21 protein-coding genes are annotated in these 21322 nt (G+C 67.7%); 13 read left to right on the top strand and 8 right to left on the bottom strand.

What is annotated here, in order from left to right; genetic code table 11:
- Window positions 1-84: 84 nt before the first annotated feature.
- From GONAM_RS03785 to GONAM_RS03760, 6 genes are all read left to right on the top strand, one after another.
- A complete protein-coding gene (locus GONAM_RS03785) occupies window positions 85-1209 on the top strand; it encodes an acyl-CoA dehydrogenase family protein (RefSeq protein WP_006865450.1) in 1125 nt (374 codons plus the stop codon).
- Window positions 1210-1211: 2 nt separating this feature from the next.
- Window positions 1212-2375: an acyl-CoA dehydrogenase family protein gene (locus GONAM_RS03780; protein WP_006865449.1), complete on the top strand. Its 1164-nt coding sequence runs from the start codon at window positions 1212-1214 to the stop codon at window positions 2373-2375.
- Window positions 2372-3424, top strand: coding sequence for a bifunctional MaoC family dehydratase N-terminal/OB-fold nucleic acid binding domain-containing protein (locus GONAM_RS03775; RefSeq protein WP_040535278.1), 1053 nt, complete (start codon window positions 2372-2374; stop codon window positions 3422-3424). The genes GONAM_RS03780 and GONAM_RS03775 overlap by 4 nt, the downstream gene beginning before the upstream one ends.
- Window positions 3421-3864, top strand: a complete 444-nt coding sequence (locus GONAM_RS03770; RefSeq protein ID WP_006865447.1) for a MaoC family dehydratase — start codon at window positions 3421-3423, stop codon at window positions 3862-3864. Before GONAM_RS03775 ends, GONAM_RS03770 begins: the two co-directional genes overlap by 4 nt.
- Window positions 3864-5036, top strand: coding sequence for a lipid-transfer protein (locus tag GONAM_RS03765; protein ID WP_006865446.1), 1173 nt, complete (start codon window positions 3864-3866; stop codon window positions 5034-5036). The genes GONAM_RS03770 and GONAM_RS03765 overlap by 1 nt, the downstream gene beginning before the upstream one ends.
- A 79-nt stretch (window positions 5037-5115) precedes the next feature.
- On the top strand, window positions 5116-6747 hold the full coding sequence (locus tag GONAM_RS03760; RefSeq protein WP_006865445.1) for an acyl-CoA synthetase: 1632 nt from the start codon (window positions 5116-5118) through the stop codon (window positions 6745-6747).
- Window positions 6748-7014: 267 nt separating this feature from the next.
- Here the strand turns inward: GONAM_RS03760 and GONAM_RS03755 are convergent, their stop codons facing one another.
- A complete protein-coding gene (locus GONAM_RS03755; protein WP_006865444.1) occupies window positions 7015-8295 on the bottom strand; it encodes an SLC13 family permease in 1281 nt (426 codons plus the stop codon).
- Between the two features lie 32 nt (window positions 8296-8327).
- Window positions 8328-9998 carry an MFS transporter gene (locus tag GONAM_RS03750; protein ID WP_040535275.1) on the bottom strand — a complete coding sequence of 557 codons (1671 nt, stop codon included), beginning with the start codon at window positions 9996-9998 and terminating at the stop codon, window positions 8328-8330.
- 225 nt (window positions 9999-10223) lie between these two features.
- Here GONAM_RS03750 and GONAM_RS03745 point away from each other — a divergent pair, with 225 nt between their 5' ends.
- Window positions 10224-10421 (top strand): hypothetical protein, encoded by a 198-nt coding sequence (locus tag GONAM_RS03745; protein WP_006865442.1) that lies wholly within the window; start codon window positions 10224-10226, stop codon window positions 10419-10421.
- Window positions 10422-10446: 25 nt separating this feature from the next.
- On the opposite strand, the gene GONAM_RS03740 is transcribed toward GONAM_RS03745, so the two are convergent.
- From GONAM_RS03740 to GONAM_RS03725, 4 genes are all read right to left on the bottom strand, one after another.
- A complete protein-coding gene (locus GONAM_RS03740; RefSeq protein ID WP_005194399.1) occupies window positions 10447-10878 on the bottom strand; it encodes a DUF6918 family protein in 432 nt (143 codons plus the stop codon).
- A gap of 95 nt (window positions 10879-10973) precedes the next feature.
- Window positions 10974-11834: an enoyl-CoA hydratase ChsH3 gene (chsH3, locus tag GONAM_RS03735; protein ID WP_006865441.1), complete on the bottom strand. Its 861-nt coding sequence runs from the start codon at window positions 11832-11834 to the stop codon at window positions 10974-10976.
- 3 nt (window positions 11835-11837) lie between these two features.
- A complete protein-coding gene (kstD, locus tag GONAM_RS03730) occupies window positions 11838-13571 on the bottom strand; it encodes a 3-oxosteroid 1-dehydrogenase (protein ID WP_006865440.1) in 1734 nt (577 codons plus the stop codon).
- A gap of 101 nt (window positions 13572-13672) precedes the next feature.
- A complete protein-coding gene (locus tag GONAM_RS03725; RefSeq protein WP_006865439.1) occupies window positions 13673-14098 on the bottom strand; it encodes a nuclear transport factor 2 family protein in 426 nt (141 codons plus the stop codon).
- A 101-nt stretch (window positions 14099-14199) separates the two neighbouring features.
- Between GONAM_RS03725 and GONAM_RS03720 the strand changes: the two genes are divergently transcribed.
- The 6 genes from GONAM_RS03720 to GONAM_RS03695 all read left to right on the top strand — a co-directional run bounded on the left by GONAM_RS03720 (window position 14200) and on the right by GONAM_RS03695 (window position 19676).
- On the top strand, window positions 14200-14718 hold the full coding sequence (locus GONAM_RS03720) for a nuclear transport factor 2 family protein (RefSeq protein WP_006865438.1): 519 nt from the start codon (window positions 14200-14202) through the stop codon (window positions 14716-14718).
- Window positions 14719-14890: 172 nt separating this feature from the next.
- A complete protein-coding gene (locus GONAM_RS03715) occupies window positions 14891-15838 on the top strand; it encodes an SMP-30/gluconolactonase/LRE family protein (RefSeq protein WP_006865437.1) in 948 nt (315 codons plus the stop codon).
- 44 nt (window positions 15839-15882) lie between these two features.
- Window positions 15883-16788: an SDR family NAD(P)-dependent oxidoreductase gene (locus GONAM_RS03710; protein WP_006865436.1), complete on the top strand. Its 906-nt coding sequence runs from the start codon at window positions 15883-15885 to the stop codon at window positions 16786-16788.
- Between the two features lie 37 nt (window positions 16789-16825).
- A complete protein-coding gene (locus GONAM_RS03705) occupies window positions 16826-18076 on the top strand; it encodes a cytochrome P450 (RefSeq protein WP_006865435.1) in 1251 nt (416 codons plus the stop codon).
- A gap of 9 nt (window positions 18077-18085) precedes the next feature.
- Entirely contained in the window at window positions 18086-18403 is a 318-nt protein-coding gene (locus tag GONAM_RS03700) for a 2Fe-2S iron-sulfur cluster-binding protein (protein ID WP_005194384.1), read from the top strand.
- Window positions 18390-19676, top strand: coding sequence for an NAD(P)/FAD-dependent oxidoreductase (locus GONAM_RS03695; RefSeq protein WP_040535272.1), 1287 nt, complete (start codon window positions 18390-18392; stop codon window positions 19674-19676). The genes GONAM_RS03700 and GONAM_RS03695 overlap by 14 nt, the downstream gene beginning before the upstream one ends.
- Before the next feature lie 9 nt (window positions 19677-19685).
- Here GONAM_RS03695 and GONAM_RS03690 read toward each other — a convergent pair whose 3' ends face one another.
- The gene (locus tag GONAM_RS03690; protein WP_006865433.1) at window positions 19686-20645 is read right to left on the bottom strand and encodes an alpha/beta hydrolase; all 960 of its coding nucleotides are present in this window, start codon (window positions 20643-20645) and stop codon (window positions 19686-19688) included.
- A complete protein-coding gene (locus GONAM_RS03685) occupies window positions 20642-21319 on the bottom strand; it encodes a GntR family transcriptional regulator (protein WP_006865432.1) in 678 nt (225 codons plus the stop codon). The genes GONAM_RS03690 and GONAM_RS03685 overlap by 4 nt, the downstream gene beginning before the upstream one ends.
- Window positions 21320-21322 lie beyond the last annotated feature (3 nt).

The raw sequence follows: 21322 nt of genomic DNA, 5'->3' as shown, positions 1-21322 counted from the left end.
GATCTCTACCCTCCGATGGGCCGACTCTGATACAACTAGAACAAGTTCTAGTTCTGTAGTTCGCGCACGGTGAGGAGACACAGGGTGGACTTTGCCCTGGACGGCACGGCGATCGCGGTTCGCGACGTCGCGGAGGACGTGTTCGCACGACGACAACCCGACTGGGAGTCGACTTTCGGCAAGGGGGATTCCGGCGGGTCGGGAGCAGATGATCAGGTCGGTGGCTTCGACGCCGAGACCTGGCAGGCGCTCGTCGACGCCGGGCTGCTCGCGTTGCCGTTGCCGGCGCACCACGACGGTGACGAGGTCGACGAGTCTGGACTGCTGCCGCTGTTCCGTCGGATGGGGCGGGCGGCCGCGGTGACCCCGGCGCTCGGCACTCTGACCGCCGCGCTCGTCTTCGCCAAGGCCGCCGGCGATGGTGCGGATGTGTGGTCGCGCTGGGCCGGCTCCCTGACCGGTGGCCGCTGGGCCGCGATCGCGATCGGTGAACACGGCGACCCGCTGACGCCGACCCCGCAGACGAGCGTTCGGGGCGGAAAGCTCAACGGCACCAAGGTCGGGGTCCTGCACGCCGAGGGGGCCTCGGTTCTGCTCGTCACGTCCGATGCCGGCGTCGTGGCCGTCTCGCCGTCGGCCGACGGCGTCACGCTCACGCGTACTCCGTCGTCGAGCGGTTGGGGCGAGTACACGGTCACCTTCGACGACGTCGCCGTCGACGATGCCGACGTCATCAGTCGTGAGCTGTCGGTCCTGCGCGACCGCTACCGATTGGCACTGTGTGCCTATGCCGACGGTCTCGTCGCCGGGGCCACCCGGCTCACCGCCGACCACGTCTCGACCCGCGAACAGTTCGGCAAGCCGATCGCGCTGTTCCAGGCCGTCGGCCAGCAGCTCGCCGACATCTACGTCGTCGGTCGGTCGATGGAGCTCTCGACCACCGCTGCGGCGTGGCGACTCTCCGAAGGCCTCGACGCCGCAACGGATCTCGGCGTCGCCGCATACTGGCTCGCCGAGGAGATCCCGCCGACGCTGCGCACGATGACCCACCTCCACGGCGGCATCGGCGTGGACATCACCTATCCGCTGCACCGGTATTTCTCCGTCGCCAAGGACCTCGCCCGCCTGGTGGGCGGGGCCGCCGTGCGGCTCGACGAACTCGCCGACATCACCGAGGGCGCTGCCCCGGCCGACCGAGCACAGGGGTGAGCATGTTCATCGATCTGACGCCCGAGCAGCGCGCGCTGCGGGAGGAACTCCGGGAGTACTTCGCCGACCTGGTGACCCCGGAAGAAGCGGAAGTCATGCTGACCGAGCGGCACGGACCCACGTACCGCAAGGTCATCAAGCGCATGGGTGACGACGGCTGGCTCGGTGTGGGCTGGCCGAAGGAGTTCGGCGGCAAGGGATTCGGGGAGATCGAACAGCAGATCTTCACCAACGAGGCCGTTCGTGCCGACGTCCCGCTGCCGTCGGTCACCCTGCAGACCGTCGGCCCGACCCTGCAGGTCCACGGCACCGAGGAGCAGAAGCGAAAGTTCCTGCCCGCGATCCTGGCCGGCGATGTGCATTTCGCCATCGGTTACACCGAACCCGAGGCCGGTACCGACCTGGCGTCGTTGAGCACCACCGCCGTGCTCGACGGCGACCACTATGTGGTCAACGGCCAGAAGATCTTCACCACCGGTGGTCACGACGCCGACTACATCTGGCTGGCCGTGCGCACCGACAAGGACGCGCCCAAGCACAAGGGCATCTCGATCCTCATCGTGGACACCAAGGATCCGGGGTTCAGATGGACGCCGATCATCACCGCCGACGGTGCCCACCACGTGAACGCCACCTACTACCAGGACGTGAAGGTCCCGGTGTCGATGCGAGTGGGCGAGGAGGGCGACGGCTGGAAGCTGATCACCACCCAGCTCAACCACGAACGCGTCATGCTCGGACCGGCCGGCCGCATCGACGGTCTGGCGGCACGGCTGCGGGCCTGGGCGCAGCGTCCGGGTCCCGACGGCACCGTGATCGCCAAGCATCCCGATGTGCGCCGGGCCCTGGCCACCATCGACGCCTACGGCCGGATCAACGAACTCCTGAACTGGCAGGTCGCCTCCACCGGCGAGGCGATCTCGATGGCCGACGCCGCCGCGACGAAGGTGTTCTCCACCGAACGCATCCAGTCGGTGTGCCGGATGGCCAACGAGATCATCGGTCGCTACGGCGATTTCACCGATCCCGAGACCGCCGCCCTGGTGGACTGGCTCGACGTCCAGCAGAAGCGTCACGTCGTCATCACCTTCGGCGGTGGGGTCAACGAGGTCATGCGCGATATGATCGCCACCGCCGGCCTCGGACTCCCGAGGGCCAAGCGGTGAGCGCGCCCGAGATGACCGGGACCGAGTTGACCGGGGACGAGGCGATCCGCGCTGCGGCGCAGGCGATCATGGACGACGGTGCGAGCGCACCGGTGCGTGGGCGCGACCCGATCAACCAGCCGATGATCAACAACTGGGTCGAGGCGATGGGCGACGAGAATCCCATCTACGTCGACGCCGCCGCGGCGCGTGCTGCCGGACATCCGGGTGTGGTGGCACCGCCGGCGATGGCCCAGGTGTGGACCATGCGCGGTCTCAACGGCGTCCGCACGGCCGACGATCCGCTCGGGCGTGCGACACAGCTCTTCGATGACGCGGGCTTCACCTCGGTGGTCGCGACCAACTGCGACACCGTCTATCACCGCTACACCCGGCCGGGTGAGCAGGTGTCGCTGTCGGCCGAACTCGTCGAGATCGCCGGACCGAAGAACACCGCGCTCGGTGAGGGTTGGTTCTTCACGACCCGCAACGTGTGGTCGGTGCCCGACGAGAACGGTGCGGACGAGGTCGTCGCGGAGATGCGGTTCCGCATCCTGAAGTTCCGCCCGGCCGCCAAGGATGCTGCACCCGAGCCGGTTTCGTCGGTGCCCGACGATCTCGACCCGGCGCGTCTGCTGAGGCCGAGCGTCTCGCGGGACACCGCCTTCTTCTGGGAAGGTGTCGCCGCACACGAACTGCGCATCCAGCGAGACGGCGAGGGCGCCCTGCGTCATCCGCCGGTCCCGGCTACCTGGAAGCCACGAGAGGCCGATGGATCGGTCCCGGAGACCGACTACGTCGTCGCCTCGGGAACCGGAACCGTCTACAGCTACGTCGTTCATCGTGCACCCAAGGTCCCCGGCCGGCAGCTGCCGTTCGTCGTGGCACTTGTCGAGCTCGATGAAGGTGTGCGGATGCTGGGTGAACTGCGTGGCGTCGAACCGGAGGACGTCGAGATCGGGATGTCGGTCCGGGCGACGTTCCTGGACTTCCCGGCCCGCGATGAGGCCGGAACGCCGGCGTGGACGCTGTACGCCTGGGAACCGGTGAGTGAAGGGGGAGAAGCATGACCAGTGTCGCCACTCCGGCGGTGGGCGTCGGAACCACACTGCCGCCCTTGGTCATCGACGCGACCCCGACCTTCGTCGTCGCGACGGCACTGGCCACCCGCGACTTCCAGGATGTGCACCACGACCGCGACCTCGCGCAGGCCAAGGGGTCCAAGGACATCTTCGTCAACATCCTGACCGACACCGGTCTGGTCGAACGATTCGTCACCGACTGGGCCGGGCCCACCGCCCGAATCCGTTCGATCGCACTGAAATTGGGCGTGCCGTGGTACGCCTACGACTCGGTCACCTTCACCGGTGAGGTCACCGAGGTCGCCGACGACGGTCTGTTTACGGTCGCGGTCACGGGAACCAATTCGCTGGGCAAGCACGTCATCTCGACCGTGACCCTCACCATCGGCGAGGGCGCCTCGGATGCGACGCAAGGGGAGGGGCACTGATGGGCGGGCTGTCCGGACAGGCGGCGATCGCCGGCATCGGGGCCACCGAGTTCTCCAAGGACTCCGGGCGCAGCGAGCTGCGGCTCGCGGCGGAGGCGGTGTCGGCGGCGATCGCCGACGCGGGTCTCACGCCGGCCGACGTCGACGGTCTCGTCACGTTCACCATGGACACCAACAGTGAGATCTCGGTCGCCCGGGCCGTCGGAATCCCCGAGCTCACCTACTTCTCGCGGATCCACTACGGCGGCGGCGCAGCGTGCGCGACCGTGCAGCAGGCCGCGATGGCGGTGGCGACCGGGGTCGCCGACGTCGTCGTCGCCTACCGCGCGTTCAACGAGCGATCGGGATTACGGTTCGGACAGGTGAATTCGGCGGTCGCCAATCAGGAGAACTCCTCGGGCACGGAGAACGCCTTCAGCTACCCGCACGGGTTGTCGACGCCGGCGGCGTTCGTCGCGATGATCGCCCAGCGGTACATGCACGACTACGGCGCCACCAGCGAGGACTTCGGCCGTATCGCGGTCGTCGACCGCAAGCATGCCGCGGTCAATCCCGACGCCTTCTTCTACGAGAAGCCGATCACCCTGGAAGACCACCAGAATTCGCGGTACATCGCCGAGCCGCTCCATCTGCTCGACTGCTGCCAGGAGTCCGACGGCGGTGTCGCCCTGGTGATCGTGTCGGCCGAGCGGGCCAAGGACCTGCCGCACACGCCGGCCGTGATCGCCGCGGCCGCAGCCGGTTCGGCGGCCGACCAGTTCATCATGACCAGCTATTACCGTGACGAACTGGCATCCCTACCCGAGATGGGGCTCGTCGGACGGCAGCTGTGGTCGCAGTCCGGCCTCGGTCCCGAGGACATGGACATGGCCGTCCTCTACGACCACTTCACCCCGTACACGCTGCTCCAGCTTGAAGAGCTGGGCTTCTGCGGACGCGGGGAGGCCAAGGACTTCGTCCGGGAACCCGGTGCCCTGGAGGTGGGCGGCCGCCTACCGCTCAACACCCACGGCGGTCAGCTCGGCGAGGCCTACATCCACGGCATGAACGGCATCGCCGAAGCCGTCCGTCAGATCCGGGGAACCTCCGTCAACCAGGTCGACGACGCCGAGAAGGTCGTCGTCACCGCCGGAACCGGCGTTCCCACAAGCGGGTTGGTGCTCACCGCATGACCGGAACCGTACGCACCCACATCAGTCCCGACCAGCCAGTCCAGTGCAACAACACTCTTGAGAACGAGGAGCGCGCAGAATGAAGTTCAACCTCGCCGATGTCTTCGAGACGGTCGCCGATTCGGTGCCCGAGCGGATCGCGCTCAGCTATCAGGGCCGCCAGATCAGCTACGCCGAACTCGACAAGCTGTCCAACCAGGTGGCACACCTGCTCGCGGGTGCCGGAGTGGGCGCCTTCGACAACGTCGCCCTGTTCCTCAAGAACAGCGTCGAACACGTCACGAGCCTCCTCGGCCTGCTGAAGGTCCGCGCGGTACCGGTCAACATCAACTACCGGTACACCAACGCCGAACTGCAGTACATCTTCGACAACTCCGACTCGCGCGCGATCATCGTCGAGCTCCCCGAACACCAGCGCAGCGTCGCCACGCTACTCGCCGAGACGCCCACCGTGCGAACGGTGTTCGTCATCGGTGACGTCGTCGAGGAGCTCACCCGGGCGGCAGCCGACCTGCCCGACGGGCGCACGGTCGAGATCGTGTCCTTCGCCGATGCCCATTCCAAGCCGGACAACCGCGACTTCGAGCCGCGCAACGGCGAAGAGCTGTACCTGCTCTACACGGGCGGCACCACGGGTTACCCCAAGGGCGTCATGTGGCAGCACGACGACTTCTTCCGCAAGCCGCTCTCGGGTGGTAACCCCTACGGCGAGGCCCGCAAGGACCTCGAGGAGATCGGCACAGCGGTCAAGGATTTCCCGTCCATCGCCTTCCTGCTCGCGGCCCCGCTCATGCACGGCGCGGCGTCGTACTCGCTGTTCACGTTCTTCACCCTCGGCGGTCGCCTGGTGATCCAGCGCGATTTCGACCCGGAGGCCATCGTCACCGAGGTCGAGAAGGAAAAGGTCAACATCGTCCTCATCGTCGGCGACGCCATGGGTATGCCGCTCGTGGAGGAACTGGAGAAGCGGAAGGACGAGGTCGACCTGTCGTCGATGTTCTCCATCACCTCCGGTGGCGCCATCTGGTCGCAGCACGTGCGCGACCGCATGCTCGCGGTGAAGCCGGATCTGGTGCTGCGCGACAACTTCGGCGCGTCGGAGTCGGGCAACGACGGCGAGATCATGATGGACGACAACGGCAACCTCAAGGTGCCGCCGACCGACAAGATGATGGTCGTCGACGAGAGCCTCAACAAGATCGAGCCGGGCTCGGGCAACGTCGGGTACATCGCGCGCATCGGCAACGTCCCCCTCGGTTACTACAAGGACGAGGAGAAGACCGCCAAGACCTTCCCGACGCTGCCGGACGGCACCCGCATCTCGATCCTGGGTGACATGGGCACCGTCGAGGCCGACGGCTCGATCGTCTTCCTCGGCCGCGGTTCGCAGTGCATCAACACCGGTGGCGAGAAGGTCTACGCCGAGGAGGTCGAGGCCACCCTGCACGGGCACCCGGCCGTCGCCGACGCGCTGGTTGTCCCGGTCCCCGACGAGAAGTACGGCCAGCGGGTCGCCGCGGTGATCTCGCTCGCCGAGGGAGCCGAGGAGCCGACGCTCGAGGAGATCCAGGAACACTGCCGCGAGACCCTCGCCCGCTACAAGGTCCCGCGCACCGTCGTGTTCGTCGACGAGGTCAAGCGCACGCCGGCCGGCAAGGCCGACTATCGCTGGGCCAAGGCCGAGGCGGCCAAGGAGAGCACTCCCGTCTAGTCGAGCGGACCTTCTCGCTCCCTGGGTGCGAGGAGCGACAGCGCGTGGACCTTCTCGTTCCCTGAGGTGCGAGGAGCGATAGCGACGAGCCACGAAGGGCCTGGTGACATTGTCTCGCCAGGCCCTTCGTGGCTCGCTTCGCTCGCACCTCAGGGAGCGGAGAGGTGCTGCGCTCGCACCTCAGGCATCTGACCTGGGTGCGTCACGCTCTTTCGGATCAGGGAGCGGAGACGTGCTTCGCCCGCACCTCGGGAGCGGAGGGGGCGCTCAGGTGAGCTGCAGGCTCGCCCACAGCGCGAGCACGGCGACACCCAGCGTCGCGGGGACGGTGAGCGCGCCGAGCCTCAGGTACTCGCGTGAGGTCGGGGCGGCGACGTCGCGGTGCATGATCTCCCGCCAGAGCAGGTTGGCCAGCGACCCGAAGTAGGCCAGGTTCGGGCCGATGTTGACGCCGAGCAGCATCGCCATGACCAGACCGGGGTCGTGGGCCACCAGCGGGATCAGCAGCAGCGTCGCCGGGAGGTTGTTGACCAAGTTCGCGAGGACCGCGGCGAGAACGGCGACCGCCAGGATGCCGAGCAGCGTCGACGACGACGGTATGAGTCCGCCGATCCAGTCGCCGAGCGGGCCGTCGCGGACCGGCAGGATGACGACGCCGAGCGTGGCGACGAACCCCAGGAACGGGATGTTCACCGCGGTGACGGTGCTGCGCAGCGTGGCCATCGGGGAGCGGAGCAGCTCGGGCAGCGTGAAGAGCACCGCGCCCACCCCGGCGACTGCGGCGAGCGGTACACCGAACGGTTCGGCGACCACGAACGCGACGAGCAACAGGGCCAGGCCGACGAGCAGAAGGGTGGGCCGAGGCGCGTCCGGCCGGGGCTGTGCGTCTGGGGGTCGAGGCGCGGGATCGCCGGGCGTGGGACTGCCGAGTGCGCCGGCGAAGTACCACCGGAAGATCAGGTACTCCACGAGGATCGCCGCGATCCACGGTGCCAACATCACCCCGGTGAAGCCGAGGAAGCCGAACCCGGTGGCGGAGAACGCCAGCAGGTTGGTCAGGTTGGAGACCGGCAGCAGCGTCGACGCGGTGTTCGCCAGATGGGCGCTGGAGAAGGCGATCGGGGTCACCCGTGCGCCGATGTGGCGCGCGGTGGCGACGGCGACCGGCGTCAGCAGCACGATCGTGGTGTCGAGGCTGAGGATGGCGGTGGTCACCGCCGCGGCCACGAAAACGATGCGCAGCAGCCGGTATGGCGAGGCTCGGCTCCAGCCGGCGAGGACCGTCCCGACCCAGGTGAAGACGCCTTCGCGGGCGCACACGTCCGCGACCACCAGCATCGCGGCGAGGAAGCCGATGGTCGGGGCCATCGTCATGACCTCGTCGGCCGCGGCGTCGAGGTCGGTCAGACCGAGCAGGATGAGCAACCCGGCGACCGGAGCCGCCACCACGACGGCCGGAACACGCTGCGCGGCAAGGGTTGCGACGATCACCACGACGAGGCCGGCGATGCTGACGATGCAGCCGGCGACACTGTCCACGGTGAGCACCGCAGAAAGAGTACGCGCAGACCGGCTACGCGTCAGTCGCGGGCGTAGGTGTCGTCGAGGTCGGGATCGGGTTCGAAGTCGCCGGTCCGGCTCGTGATGACCGGGCCCTCGACGACGCGACGCGGAGTGATCCACAACAGGACGACGGCGCTGGCGAGCATGATGCCGCCCAGGATCAACGACGCGTGCTCGAACGGCACGTCGAAGGCGGCCTGACTGCCGTCGGCGATCTCGTCGGCGAGCTCGCCGGACTGCGCGGACAGATTGTCGACGACGACCCTCGCCTCGGCGAGGGAACGCTCGATGAGTGTTCCGGCCTGTTCGGCCTGGGCGATGGTGGCCTGACCGCCGGTCGGGTCACCCGCGGCGATCTGCTGCTGTCCGGCGGCGGTGAGCTGCTCGCGGGCGAGGTCCGCGGTCGGTCCGATCCGTGCCTTGTAGCCGGCGGCGACCATGGAACCGGCGATCGCGATACCGATGGCCGCACCGATCTCGCGAGCGGTGTCGTTGATCGCCGAACCGACGCCCTGGTTGTCGAGGGGTGTGTTGGACATGATGGCCGTGGTCGCCGGGGCGGAAGCGAGGCCGATGCCGATGGCGACCACCGCCAGGATCGCGGCCAGTGTCCAGTAGTCGCCGACCCGGATCAGACCCATGAGGGTCAGGCCGATCCCGGACAGCAGGGCGCCGCCGGCGATCACGAACTTGAGCGAGTCCAGCCGCACCGCCAGCCAGTTGGAGAGGAGTGAGAAGATCCCGACGCCGGCGACGAACGGCATGAGCGCCACGGCGGACTGCAGCGGGGAGTAGCCGAACACCAGCTGCAGCAACTGCAGGACGAGGTAGAACATGCCGAAGGAGGCGAGGAACTGCACCGCCACCGACAGCGATCCCGAACCGAAGGCCCGGTTGCGGAGCAGTCGGACATCGAAGAGCGGGGAGGCCGAACGCACCTCGACGACCACGAACAGTGCGGCGAGGAAGAGACCACCGACGAGGCAGCAGAGTACCAACGGATCGGCCCACCCGCGGTGGGGCGCCTCCAGGAGACCGAAGACCACGCCGGCTATCGCCAGGACCGAGCACAGGGTGCCCGGGATGTCGAAGCGGCCGGGATCGGTGTCCTTCGACGTGCCGATGGTGAAGCACAGCAGCGCCGAGACGCCCGATGACGCGGCGAAGGTGATGAAGATCGAATGCCAGGAGAAGAACTCGAGCAGGAGGCCGGTCACGAGGAAACCGGCGATCGCACCGCCACCGGCGATCGCCGACCAGATGCTGATGCCGACGGCTCGCTGGCCGTCCGGCATCCCGGAGGTGATGAGCGACAGCGTCGTCGGCATGATCAGCGCGGCGGCTGCGCCGGCCAGGCAGCGGGTGATGATCAGTTGTTCCGGGCCGTCGACCCAGATCGCGGCGAGCGACGCGAGCCCGAACAGCACCAGACCGACGATGAGGACCTCGCGCCGTCCGAAGCGGTCACCGATCGCACCGGCGGGCAGCAGGAGGGCGGCGAGGGCGAGCGTGTAGCCGTCGACGATCCACGTCATCTGACCGGCGTCGGCACCGGTGTCGACGGCGATGTCGGGCAGTGCCGTGTTGAGTGCCGCCATCGCTGCTACCACCATGCTCACGGACAAGCACGCGACGAGGACGAGCCACGCGGAGCGCGCATCCATCCGGAATCCGTTCGGCAATTTCATCTTCCGCCCCCGACTTCGATGTGTGACTCGTAGGATCTCAGGGTTGCCGTCCGCCGCGTTGCGGTTTCGTTATCGCGACACGCGTGAGGGGAACCACCGCAACGTGGGTAACTTATGACACATTTATCACTGCAGTACCAGAACCGGGCGAGTCCGCTCCGGTCTGTGAACCGCAGGCCGTCATGGTCGAAGTTGGCCCCGGACAATCGAAAGTGGTGAAAGGTCATGGCCTCACCCCACATTGCGTCGAACACAGTCGCGTCCGCCGCTGCAGGACCCAGTACCGGCGCGACCCCGATCGCTTCTCCGAACACCACCGACGCTTCGCCTGCGCGCCTCCACATCTGGCGTGTGCTGACGATGCTGGCGGCGCTCATCGGCGTCATCGTGACGCTGGTGGTCATCGCGTCGTCGGCGGTGTGACCGCCGACGACGCGTGACCGGGTGGTTACCCGGCGTGCTTCTCGATGGCAGCGCCGAGTCGCGGCAGGGCCGCGACCACATAGTTCTTGGCCTTCCCGCGCAGCGAGTTGTAGGCCTTCGCCAATCCGGGCTTGGCCGAATCGGCCTGGGCGTCGGTGACCGCCAGCAGTGCCTCGGCCGCGGCATCGCCGTTGGCCGAGAGATGATCGCCGAAGGCGACACCAGCAGGCTTCGTGTCCCAGAACGGCGCCAGGGCCGTCAGGAAGTCCTCGGCCAGCTGATCCGTGGCACTGCGCACCACGCCGGGCTTCACCTTCTGGACCGCCGAGTAGGCGGTCTTCACAGCGGCGCCGCTCAGACCCGACTGGTCGGCCACCTCGGCATCGATGACACCGACCAGGTCGGTCACCAGTGCGCTGCGGTTGTCGGCAAGTAGGGGCGTCAGCGAATCGCTCATGCGGTCTCCTTGTGAATATGCGACGTGGTTCACGCGGACCGGCCGTTCCCGGTCCGCGTGTAGAGCGTACTGGCCGCCGCTGACCGGCCGGCGACTCAGTTACGCGCGCACACCACATTGGCGAGGGCCTTCGCGCCCTCCCGTTCGATGACACTCGCGGTGGCCAGGAAACGGGCGCCGTCGTCCCAGACCGCGACCTCGAGGGTCTCGCCGGGGAAGACCACGCCGGCGAACGATGCGGAGAACTCCGCGACGGCGGCGACGTCTCCGTCGAGCAGTTCGTCGGCGATGGCGCGCGCGACCGTGCCGTAGGTGCACAGACCGTGCAGGATTGGGCGCGGAAAGCCTGCGCGCGAGGCGAACTCGGGGTCGGAGTGCAACGGGTTGCGGTCGCCGCACAGTCGGTAGAGAAGCGCTTGATTGGGAAGCGTCGGGATCCGCAGCTTGTGATCGGGTTCGCGGTCGGGGTACTCGACCTTCTCCGATGTGCCGCGCTCCCCGCCGAAGCCGCCCTCGCCCTTGGCGAAGATCGACGACCGCGCGGTCCACAGCGTCTGACCGGCGTCGTCGGTGGTCACCGACTCCTGGATGATGACGGCGGCCGAACCCTTGTCCTGGACCTCGGCGATGCGGGTACGGGTGGTCGCCTTGCCGCTCGGAGGAAGCGGACGGTGCGCGGTGACCTTCTGACTTCCGTGGACGACCTTCGCGAGGTCGATGTCGACGCCCGGGAAGGAGACCTTCGGCGGTTCGGTGGTGTGGAAACCGGCGGCGACGGTCGCGAAGGTCGGCAGGACCTTGGGCGCCGAATCATGGACATAGGCCAGCGATTCGGTGTTCATCGGGTCGGTCGCGGCCCCCACGGCGAGGTGGTAGAGCGCGATATCCGATGCCGACCACTCGAACGAGACCTCGGGCAGTTCCGCTCCGACGGCGACGGCGGGATCGATCGGCATGGTTCAGGCTCCTGTCTGGGACGTCGGGGTGGTGGCCGAGGCCTTGGCGGCGATGTCGCTGGCGGCGAGGTAGCCGAAGACGATCGCGGGGCCGATGGTGGCGCCGGGACCGGCGTAGGTGTGGCCCATCATCGGGGCGCTGGTGTTGCCGGCGGCGTACAGGCCCTCGATGACCGACCCGTCGGCGCGGAGTGCGCGACCCGCGGCATCGGCGTTGATGCCGCCCTTGGTGCCGAGGTCACCGGGAACCATCTTGACCGCGTAGAACGGGCCCTTGCTGACCTCGCCGAGGCTCGGGTTGGGCTTGTTGGTGATGTCTCCGTAGTAGTGGTCGTAACCGCTTGCGCCACGGCCGAAGTCCTCGTCGATGCCGTTGCGGGCGAAGCCGTTGAAGCGTTCGGTGGTCTCGACGAGCGACTCGGCGGGGACACCGATCTTCTCGGCGAGCGCGGAGATGCTGTCCGCCTTCACGACGACGCCCGACTCGTACCACTTCTTCGGAAGCGGCTGGCGCGCAGTGATACCGGCGAAGAGGTAGCGGTTGCGGCACCGCTGGTCGAAGATCAGCCACGACGGCACGTTCTCGCCCGGGCCCTCGCCGTGACCGAACTCGCCGCCGTACATCTGGTGCACCGCTTCGACATACGGCAGCGACTCGTTCATGTAGCGCTTGCCGCGCATGTTCACGATGAAGGTGCCGGGGACCGACCGCTCCGACAGTGCGAACCAGGGTCCGCGCGGCAGCGGGATCGTCGGACCCCACCAGGCGTCGTCCATGAGGGAGACCGCGGCGCCGATCTTGAGTCCGGCGTTGATGCCGTCACCGGTGTTGCTCGGTGCGCCGGTGGTCCAGTCGGACCCGATGGGCTCGCGCTGGTACTTCTTGCGCATCTCCTCGTTGTGCTCGAAGCCACCGCAGGCGAGGATCACGCCCTGACGCGCATGGATCTCGAACTGCTTGCCGTCCGACTCCGCGATCACGCCGACGACCCGGTCGTCGGAGGTGATGAGGTCGACGAGGCCGGTGTTGAGGCGGAGCGGGACCCCGGCCTCGCGCACGCCGATGAGCAGCTCGGCGGCCAGCGCCGCACCCATCGCGATCAGCTTCTTGCCGCGGCTGCGGGCCCAGAAGAAGCGGCTGCCGACCTTGGCCATGCGCAGCGGTCCGCGCCAGTGGCGGAGGCCGGTGTTGAGCCAGCGGTAGTCGGACTGCAGCACGACCATGTTGAGCGGGGCCTTGGTGTACTGCGGGTGCAGCGTTTCGAGATCGTCGCCGAGCCGGCGCGCATCGAACGGCCGCGGTTCGATCGACCGGCCGCCGAGACGTCCACCCGGTGCCTCGGGGTAGTAGTCCGAGTAGTTCTTCACCCACTCGAGGTCGAGGGGTGCGTGCTCGAGCAGGAAGTCGAGGGCCTCGGGTCCGCGATCGATGTAGGCGTCGATACGGTCGGCCGGTGCGTGCTCGCCGATGATCGCGTGCACGTACTCACGGGCCTTCTCCGGCGTATCACTCACGCCGTCGCGCTTCAGCACCGAGTTGTTGGGGATCCACACGCCGCCGCCGGACCGGGAGGTCGAACCGCCCCAGTAGGGCGACTTCTCGATCAGAACGGTCTTGAGGCCCTTGCGGGCCGCGGTGATCGCGGCGGCCAGACCGGCACCACCGGCACCGACGACGATGACGTCGTAGGTCTCGGGTTCGGTGCTGGTCTGTTGTGGATCGGACGAGCCGGCCATGGGGTCCCCTTCGTGCGCGCAGCTGTAACGTGTTCTACCTGAATTAGAACACGTTACAGAAACGTGCCGCCAGGGTCAGTCGCCTCATTTACCGGAAACCGTCAGGTCGAGGCGTTGACCTGCACGGTCATGTCGGCCGGCGCCCAGAACGCGCGCATCGAGGTGATGAGCCCGGAGTCGTCGAAGGTCATCATGTCGATCGGCTCCATCACGATGGTGCGCCCCGGCAGGCGTGTGGTCACCCGGAAGTGGAAGGCTGCCTGGCCGCCGACCGCGCGTACGACGAGGAGCTCGGCGGTGCTGTCGGTGCCGTCCAGGCCGCGGTAGAACTCCTCGATCGCGGGACGACCGATACGCGGTTCGGAGCCGACCGGATCCTCGAGCCGGGCGTCGGGTGCGTAGAGCTCCGCGATCTCGGCTGCGGTTCCGGTCGAGATGGTCGCGAGGTAACGCGACACCAGGGCGGCGGTGTCGATGTGATCGGACACGGTGGGCGCGGTCGAACTGGGCACGGTCGAACTGGGCATGGTCGAACACTGACAGCCCGCGTCCGGTTCGAGGTCCCTACCTCCCGCTGAGCGGAAACGGCCCCACTCCCACGGCGGTGGCCGAGCCTAACGTGCCGCCCATGGCGAACAACACATGGTCCAGGCAGGAACTCGAAGAGGCGTATCAGCGGTGGTTCACCACGATCAACCGCGCGGGGTCGGGGGAGGGGAGCTGGCGGGACTTCCTCGACCTGTTCACCGAGGACGTCGTCTATCACGAGCAGATGGCCGGGGAGCTGAAGGGCAGGGAAGGCATCTGGGCGTGGGCCGAGCCCAGCCTGGCGCAGTTCCCCGGCTCGCACACCGAGAGTTTTCCCGAGCACTGGCATGTCATCGACGAGACCAAGGGGACGATCGTCGCACGCCTCGACAACGTGATGAGCGATCCCGGTGACGGAAGCCGGTTCGCGGCCCCGCACATCAGCGTCCTCGACTACGCCGGTGACGGGAAGTTCTCCCAGCAGCGGGACGTCTACGACGTGACGACCTTCCTGGACCTCATCAAGGCGTGGGGGCGTCGTGCGATGGAGCTGGGGACCTTCGACGACGAACAGCGGGCGTGGTTCGCCGCGGTGTACCCGGAGACCGTCCCCGACTGACCGTTCGGGCGGGGTGGTCCACTGAATGGGAAGGTCCCGACCGCCCCGCCGTCGAACACTTAACGTACCTCTGTACGCGGCCCTGTGATCCAGCTCACGACGAGCCTGGATGGCCGCCCACCACGTTGTCGCACAACGTAACTCAGCACCTCACGTTCCGGAAGGTTCACCGATGACCACTCCAGTCGACACCGTCGCAGCTGCCGTAGCCGCCGCGGACGCACCCACATTCGAGGCCCGCAAGATCGCGTCGGGGTTCTCCTGGCCGGAATGTCCGCGCTGGCACGACGGGGCACTCTGGTTCTCGGACATGTACACCGGGACGCTCAAGACCCTGGACGCAGACGGCAACGCGACCGTGGTCATCGACGCGAACGGACGCGCGGCCGACACCGATGTCCCGATCACCCTGGGCGGTTTCGGCTGGCTGCCCGACGGTCGGCTGATCGTGAACTCGATGCACGAGCAGAAGGTGCTCGTCCACGGCGGCAACGGCATCGACGATCTCACCGTGTACGCCGATGTCAGCGAGTTCGCGATCAAGGCCGTCAACGACATGGTCGTCGACGCCGACGGTCGTGCCTACATCACCCAGCTGGGTTTCGACATCTTCCAGGGCGAGACCCCGATCACCTCGCCGCTGATCGTCGTCGAACCCGACGGTACCGCGCACGTGCCGGCCGGTATCCCGGAGCTGAACTGCGGCAACGGAATCGGTATCAGTGCGGACGGTTCCAAGGTCTACGTCGCAGAGGTCATGGCGCAGAAGATCACCGTGATCGACCGCGCCGCCGACGGATCACTGTCGAACGCACGGGATTTCGCCACCTGCCCGTTCATGCCCGACGGCATCGGCCTGGACGAGGACGGTGGCGTCTGGGCAGCGATGCCCGGGGGCGGTTACGTCGCACGCTTCACCGAGGACGGCCTGACGGACGCGGTGCCGATGCCGCTCGAAGGCGGGATCGCCTCGGCCTGCCTGCTCGGCGGACCCGATCGCAGCACCCTCTACATGACGGTCGGTTACGAGGTTTTCGACTTCGAGAAGTCCGCACGTGAAGCACTGGGCACCATCTGGGTCGCCGACGTCAAGCACCACGGCGGCCAGACGCGCCCCTGAGCTCCGACCACCCACCTGTTCTGAACCGATTCGAGGACGACAACATGACAGCACAACTCGACTTCACCGATCGCGTCGTGATCGTGACCGGCGCGGGCCGCGGCATCGGCCGTGCACACGCCCTTCTCCTGGGCTCGCGCGGCGCCTCGGTCGTGGTCGGCGACCTGGGCTCGACCACCGACGGCTCCGGTGTCGAGGCGGGTGACCCGGCCGCCGACGTCGCCGCGGAGATCACCGCCGCCGGCGGGAAAGCGGTGGCGGTCGCCTCCGACATCACCACCGATGAGGGCGCGCAAGCGCTCGTCGACGCGGCGATCTCGAACTTCGGACGGATCGACGCGGTCATCAACAACGCGGGCATCGTCCGGGCGGCGCCCTTCCGCGAGGTGCCCGACGCCGAATACCAGCGCCACCTCGACGTGCACTTCCTCGGACCGATGCGTCTGCTCCGTGCCGCGTGGCCCCATCTGCTCGAGTCGCCGGCGCCGCGCGTGGTCAATACGATCTCGCAGGCGATGCTCGGCAACCCGGGAATGGCCCACTACGGCGGTTCGAAGGGCGCACTGTTCGGCCTGACCCGAAATCTCGCGCTCGAGGGCCTCGAAGCCGGCGTGAAGGTCAACGCGATCGCACCGGGCGCAGGCACCCGTATGGCCGAGGCCGCTGCCGACACCTTGTCGCCGGAGATCATGGAGTACATGCGGACTCAGCTCCGGCCGGAGCACGTCGCTCCCGTCGCGGCGTTCCTCGTCCACCCGTCCTGTGAGGTCACCGGCGAGGTCTTCAACGTCGCGGGTGGGATCGTCAACCGGCTCGCACTGGTCAACACCACGGGCATCCACGACCCCGCCCTCACCGTCGAGACCGTCGCCCAACAGTGGGACCAGATCATGTCGATCACGCCCGAGGCGATCCCGCAGGTCGTCGCCCCGGCACAGATGCCGGTCTGACCGCCACCGAACGTTCCCACAGCCCTGGAGTCCTGACATGAGTACCGAAACCACTGCCGGCGCAGCCGAGTTGGACGAGGCCTACACGGTCTATCCGTTCTCGCCGGTGTCCCCGTCCGAGGCGGCCCTGCGCTACAAGGCGATCGCCGAGGACCGGCCGATGACCAAGATCACCATGCCCTACGGCGGCGAGGCCTGGATCATCCACCGCAATGCCGTGGCGCGCGAGATGCTCGGCGACCCCCGATTCGTCCGCGAGCCCTTCCGTACCGGAGAGCGGGTGGTGCCCTACTTCGTGGAGTTCCCCGACTTCCTCAAGACCACACTGCAGTTCGAGGACCCGCCGCAACACACCAAGCTGCGCAAGCTCGTGCAGAAGTCGATCTCGCCGAAACGGGTCAAGGCGATGCGGGACTCGGCGGTCGAGTTCGCCAACAAGCTGATCGACGACATGCTCGCCAAGGGAGCGCCGACCAACCTGGTCGACGACTACGCGGTGGCGTTGCCGATCCAGATGCTGGCCAACCTCATCGGGGTGCCGCCGGAGGATCGACCCAAGTTCCAGAAGTGGAGCTCGGCGACGCTCGCGGTCGCGAACATGCCCGAGGAGGAAGCCACCGCCAACATGACCGAGCTGGTCATGTACATGTTCGCCCTCATCGAGGAGCGCCGGAAGAATCCGCGGGAGGATCTGCTCAGCGACCTCACCAGCGCGCAGGACAAGGACGACACCCTCACCGACGGTGAGATCCTGTCCGTGGCACTGGTTCTCATCATCGGCGGCTTCGACAACACGGCCAACTTCATCTGCGCCGGGGTCCTGTCGCTCCTGCACAACACCGACCAGCTCCGAGTGCTGCTCGAGGACATCGACGGGGTGACGCCCACCGCGGTCGAGGAGATCCTGCGTCATGGGCGCTTCGAGCTGAACGGCAAGGTCGGCGGACCCAGCGGGCTGGTGCCCTTCGTGGCCACCGAGGACGTCGAGCTCGACGGCCAGCTCGTCCGCAAGGGTGAGGCGATCATGGGCGACCCGGCGTCGGCCAACCACGACGGGGCGGCGATCGACCACGTCGACACGTTCGACATCCGCCGGCAGTCCAACCCACACCTGACACTGAGTTACGGCATGCATCACTGCCTGGGCGCTCCGCTGGCCCGGATGGAGATGCAGGTCGCCATCGCCGAGCTGTTCCGCCGCCTTCCCGGCCTGCAGCTCGCCGGTGACCCGGTCATCAACAACGACAACCTGACCCAGCCGATCGTCGATCTCCCGGTCAGCTGGTAGGAGGTCCGCATGCCCAAGGTGTTCTACACACAGCCCGACGGGGCGGTGAAGGTGATCGACGGCACGGCGGGCGACTCGGTGATGGCGACCGCGGTCAAGAACGGGGTCAGCGGGATCGTCGGCCAGTGCGGCGGCACCCTGTCCTGCGCGACGTGCCACGTCTACCTCGATCCCGAAGAAGCCCACCTGTTCCCCGAGATCAGCGAGGACGAGGACGACATGCTCGACTGCACGTCGTCGGATCGCGAGGACACCTCGCGTCTGTCGTGCCAGCTCACCCTGGCCGACACCGACCTCCACGTCACCATCCCCGATGAACAGGTCTGAGGTGACGCCACACAGCGTCGCGGTCGTCGGTGCGTCGCACGCTGCAGTTCATCTCGCGGACCGGCTGCGCACGGACGGCTTCACCGGCCGGATCGCGTTGTTCACCGACGAACCGCACGTGCCCTACCATCGGCCGCCGCTTTCGAAGGGGTTGCTCAAGGGCGCGATCGATCCCTCGACGCTGTCGTTGCGGGCGGAGTCCTACTTCGACGATCAGCACATCGAGCTGCATCGGCGGACCCGCGTCACCGGTGTGCATCGCACCAACGATGGTGTGGTGCTGGATCTGTCCGACGAGAACGGTAGTCGGAGCGAGGCTTTCGATCGACTCGTCCTCGCCACCGGCGCTCGAGCCCGTCGCCTTGCACTGCCGGGTGCGGACCATCCCGACGTCCTCGTCCTCCGCGACCTCGACGATGCCGATCTGCTCCGGGAGCGGGCCACCGCCGGTCCGGCGGTGGTGATCGGCGGCGGTTTCATCGGTCTCGAGGTCGCCGCGGGTCTCCGTGCCGCCGGTAGCGACGTAACGGTCATCGAGACGGCCGATCGTCTGCTGGCCCGTGCGGTCGGGACCCATACCGCAGCAGCGCTTCTCAACGCGCACGAGTCGATGGGAACCGTCGTCCTGCTGGGCCGGCGACCTGTCGAGATCGTCCGCTCCGACACCGATACCGACGACGGCGGCCCGAACCGCATCCGGGGCGTGCGTCTCGATGACGGCGTGGTCGTTCCCGCGGCGACGGTGATCGTCGGGATAGGTGCCGAACCACGGACCGAACTCGGGGAGATGCTCGGACTGGAGTGCGACGGTGGGATCGTCGTCGACGACAACTGTCTGGCCTCCGACGGATGGACACTCGCGATCGGGGACTGCACGATCCACGTGTCCGCGAGTGGGCGGCGCTACCGGCTGGAATCCGTCGACAATGCCACCGAGCAGGCGAATACGGCGGTGGCGATCCTTCTCGGCGCCGAACCGGCGACCCGACCCACGCCGTGGTTCTGGTCCGACCAGGGGGCGCAGAAGCTCCAGATCGTCGGATTGTCCGGCGGGCACAGCGAAGTGGTGCACCGGACCGACCCGAAGCGGCCCGACCGTCAGGTGTCGTTGTACTTCTCCGGCGGCCGGCTGGTCGCCGCGGAGTGCCTCAACTCGCCGGCCGATTTCATGACGTTGCGGACCGCACTGAATCGCGGTCACCGTCCACCCCCGGAGCTGTTCGCGGACGAGAGCGTCCCGATCAAGAAGCTGCTGGCGCCCGCCCGCGCCTGAGCGCGGGGATCAGTGCTTCGCCGCGGGCACGGGATGGCGGAAGCGCGCGGCGACCAGGGCGCCGACCTCGGCGAGCGCCGCACGACCCCGCGCCACCGACGGCGCCTGCATCGCGAACCCGTGTCCCACACCGGGATAGCGCAACTGGGCGGTGGGCACACCGGCCTCGCGGAGACGCTCTCCGAATTCCTCGATGCCATCGCGCAGCGGATCACCGTGTCCGACCGCGATGATCGCAGGCGGGAGTCCGGAGAGGTCGGCGGCGAGCGCAGGTGTCCCGTACTCGTCGTCGAGTGAGGAATCGCTGCCGAGGTAGAGATTTTTCATCCAGTCGATGTCCTCGGCGGTGAGGAACGGGCTGTCACCGAATTCGCGCATCGACGGCCGATCACGACGCCGCTCCACACCGGGATAGAACAGAACCTGCTGGGCGATGGCCGGTCCCTGCTCGTTTCGGCTGCGCAGCGCAGTTGCGGCGGCGAGTCCGCCTCCCGCACTGTCGCCCCCGACGCCGATCATCGACGGGTCGACGCCGAGGTCGGCCGCGACCCGGTGGGTCCACACGAGCGCCGCGTACGCGTCGTCGTTTCCTGCGGGATAGGTGTATTCGGGCGCGAGCCGATAGTCGACGTTGACGATGACGGCGCCGGTGGCCTCGGCCAGGTCGCGGGCCAGGCGGTCGAAGGAGTTCAGCGATCCCATGATCATCCCGCCGCCGTGATACCAGACCAGCGCTGCCGCACCGGTCTTCGGAGCGGCATGCGGGCGATAGATCCGGACCGGGACCGGGGCGCCGTGGCCATCGGCGACCGCGTCGGTGACCGAGAACATGTCCGGGCCGGGTGGGCGCACGATCGATTCCAGACTCTTCCGGATGCCGGCCACACCTTGTTCGCGAACCGACTTGGCGCCGGCAGCGGCCATCCGGTCGACGATGGCCGCCAGGTCGGGATCCCACGGTGATGTCACGGCCGGCCACCACCCAGGATCATCCCGGTGTTGGCCTCGCCGCCGCGCCGGTGCTCGTTCATCAGCTCGATGAGGCGGGCGTTGTCACCCTCGGCCAGGGCGTCGATCATCTCTTCGTGTTCCCCGCACACACGTTGCCGTCCGGCCGGGTCGTACAGGTACGCAGCGTGATAGGGCATGGCGAGTTTCCAGAGCCGGCGCAGTTCGGCGACCACCAGGTGAAGCCCGGAGCGCTCGAACATCGCGAAGTGGAAGATCTGGTTCTCGGTGCGCATCGTGACGATGTCACCGCGGTCCGCGGCCTCGGTGATCCGCGTGGCGATGACGTGCATCTCGTCGAGTGCCGCGGCGTCGAACCGGGGGAGCCGACCGAGGACCTCGCGCTCCAGCGCCGAACGCATGAGGTAGATCTGGTCGAACTCGTCCTGGTCCAACCGCACGACGGTGTACCCGACATTCTGCCGGTGGGCCACCAACCCCTGAGCGGTCAACTCGCGCAGGGCCTCCCGGATGGGGAGTCGGCTGACACCCAGACGCTCGGCCATCCACTCTTGTCGGATCGGCTGTCCCGGAAGTAGCTCACCGGTCGCCATCATGCGCTCGATCTCGGCGACGACACGTCTGACCGACCGCGACTGTGCGGGTTCGGATGGCGCGGTCGTGTTGCGTCCCATGGT

This window comes from Gordonia namibiensis NBRC 108229 (assembly GCF_000298235.1).
Lineage (GTDB): Bacteria > Actinomycetota > Actinomycetes > Mycobacteriales > Mycobacteriaceae > Gordonia > Gordonia namibiensis.
Note: the sequence above shows the minus strand (reverse complement) of the source record. Positions and strands in the feature narration are given on the sequence as shown.

Excerpts from the sequence above, each read along its gene's own strand:
- GONAM_RS03780 (WP_006865449.1), top strand. The coding sequence starts at position 1,212 with ATGTTCATCGATCTGACGCCCGAGCAGCGCGCGCTGCGGGAGGAACTC.
- GONAM_RS03770 (WP_006865447.1), top strand. The coding sequence starts at position 3,421 with ATGACCAGTGTCGCCACTCCGGCGGTGGGCGTCGGAACCACACTGCCG.
- GONAM_RS03765 (WP_006865446.1), top strand. The coding sequence starts at position 3,864 with ATGGGCGGGCTGTCCGGACAGGCGGCGATCGCCGGCATCGGGGCCACC.
- GONAM_RS03760 (WP_006865445.1), top strand. The coding sequence starts at position 5,116 with ATGAAGTTCAACCTCGCCGATGTCTTCGAGACGGTCGCCGATTCGGTG.
- GONAM_RS03750 (WP_040535275.1), bottom strand. The coding sequence starts at position 9,998 with ATGAAATTGCCGAACGGATTCCGGATGGATGCGCGCTCCGCGTGGCTC.
- GONAM_RS03745 (WP_006865442.1), top strand. The coding sequence starts at position 10,224 with ATGGCCTCACCCCACATTGCGTCGAACACAGTCGCGTCCGCCGCTGCA.
- GONAM_RS03740 (WP_005194399.1), bottom strand. The coding sequence starts at position 10,878 with ATGAGCGATTCGCTGACGCCCCTACTTGCCGACAACCGCAGCGCACTG.
- chsH3 (WP_006865441.1), bottom strand. The coding sequence starts at position 11,834 with ATGCCGATCGATCCCGCCGTCGCCGTCGGAGCGGAACTGCCCGAGGTC.
- kstD (WP_006865440.1), bottom strand. The coding sequence starts at position 13,571 with ATGGCCGGCTCGTCCGATCCACAACAGACCAGCACCGAACCCGAGACC.
- GONAM_RS03725 (WP_006865439.1), bottom strand. The coding sequence starts at position 14,098 with ATGCCCAGTTCGACCGTGCCCAGTTCGACCGCGCCCACCGTGTCCGAT.
- GONAM_RS03720 (WP_006865438.1), top strand. The coding sequence starts at position 14,200 with ATGGCGAACAACACATGGTCCAGGCAGGAACTCGAAGAGGCGTATCAG.
- GONAM_RS03715 (WP_006865437.1), top strand. The coding sequence starts at position 14,891 with ATGACCACTCCAGTCGACACCGTCGCAGCTGCCGTAGCCGCCGCGGAC.
- GONAM_RS03710 (WP_006865436.1), top strand. The coding sequence starts at position 15,883 with ATGACAGCACAACTCGACTTCACCGATCGCGTCGTGATCGTGACCGGC.
- GONAM_RS03705 (WP_006865435.1), top strand. The coding sequence starts at position 16,826 with ATGAGTACCGAAACCACTGCCGGCGCAGCCGAGTTGGACGAGGCCTAC.
- GONAM_RS03700 (WP_005194384.1), top strand. The coding sequence starts at position 18,086 with ATGCCCAAGGTGTTCTACACACAGCCCGACGGGGCGGTGAAGGTGATC.
- GONAM_RS03695 (WP_040535272.1), top strand. The coding sequence starts at position 18,390 with ATGAACAGGTCTGAGGTGACGCCACACAGCGTCGCGGTCGTCGGTGCG.
- GONAM_RS03685 (WP_006865432.1), bottom strand. The coding sequence starts at position 21,319 with ATGGGACGCAACACGACCGCGCCATCCGAACCCGCACAGTCGCGGTCG.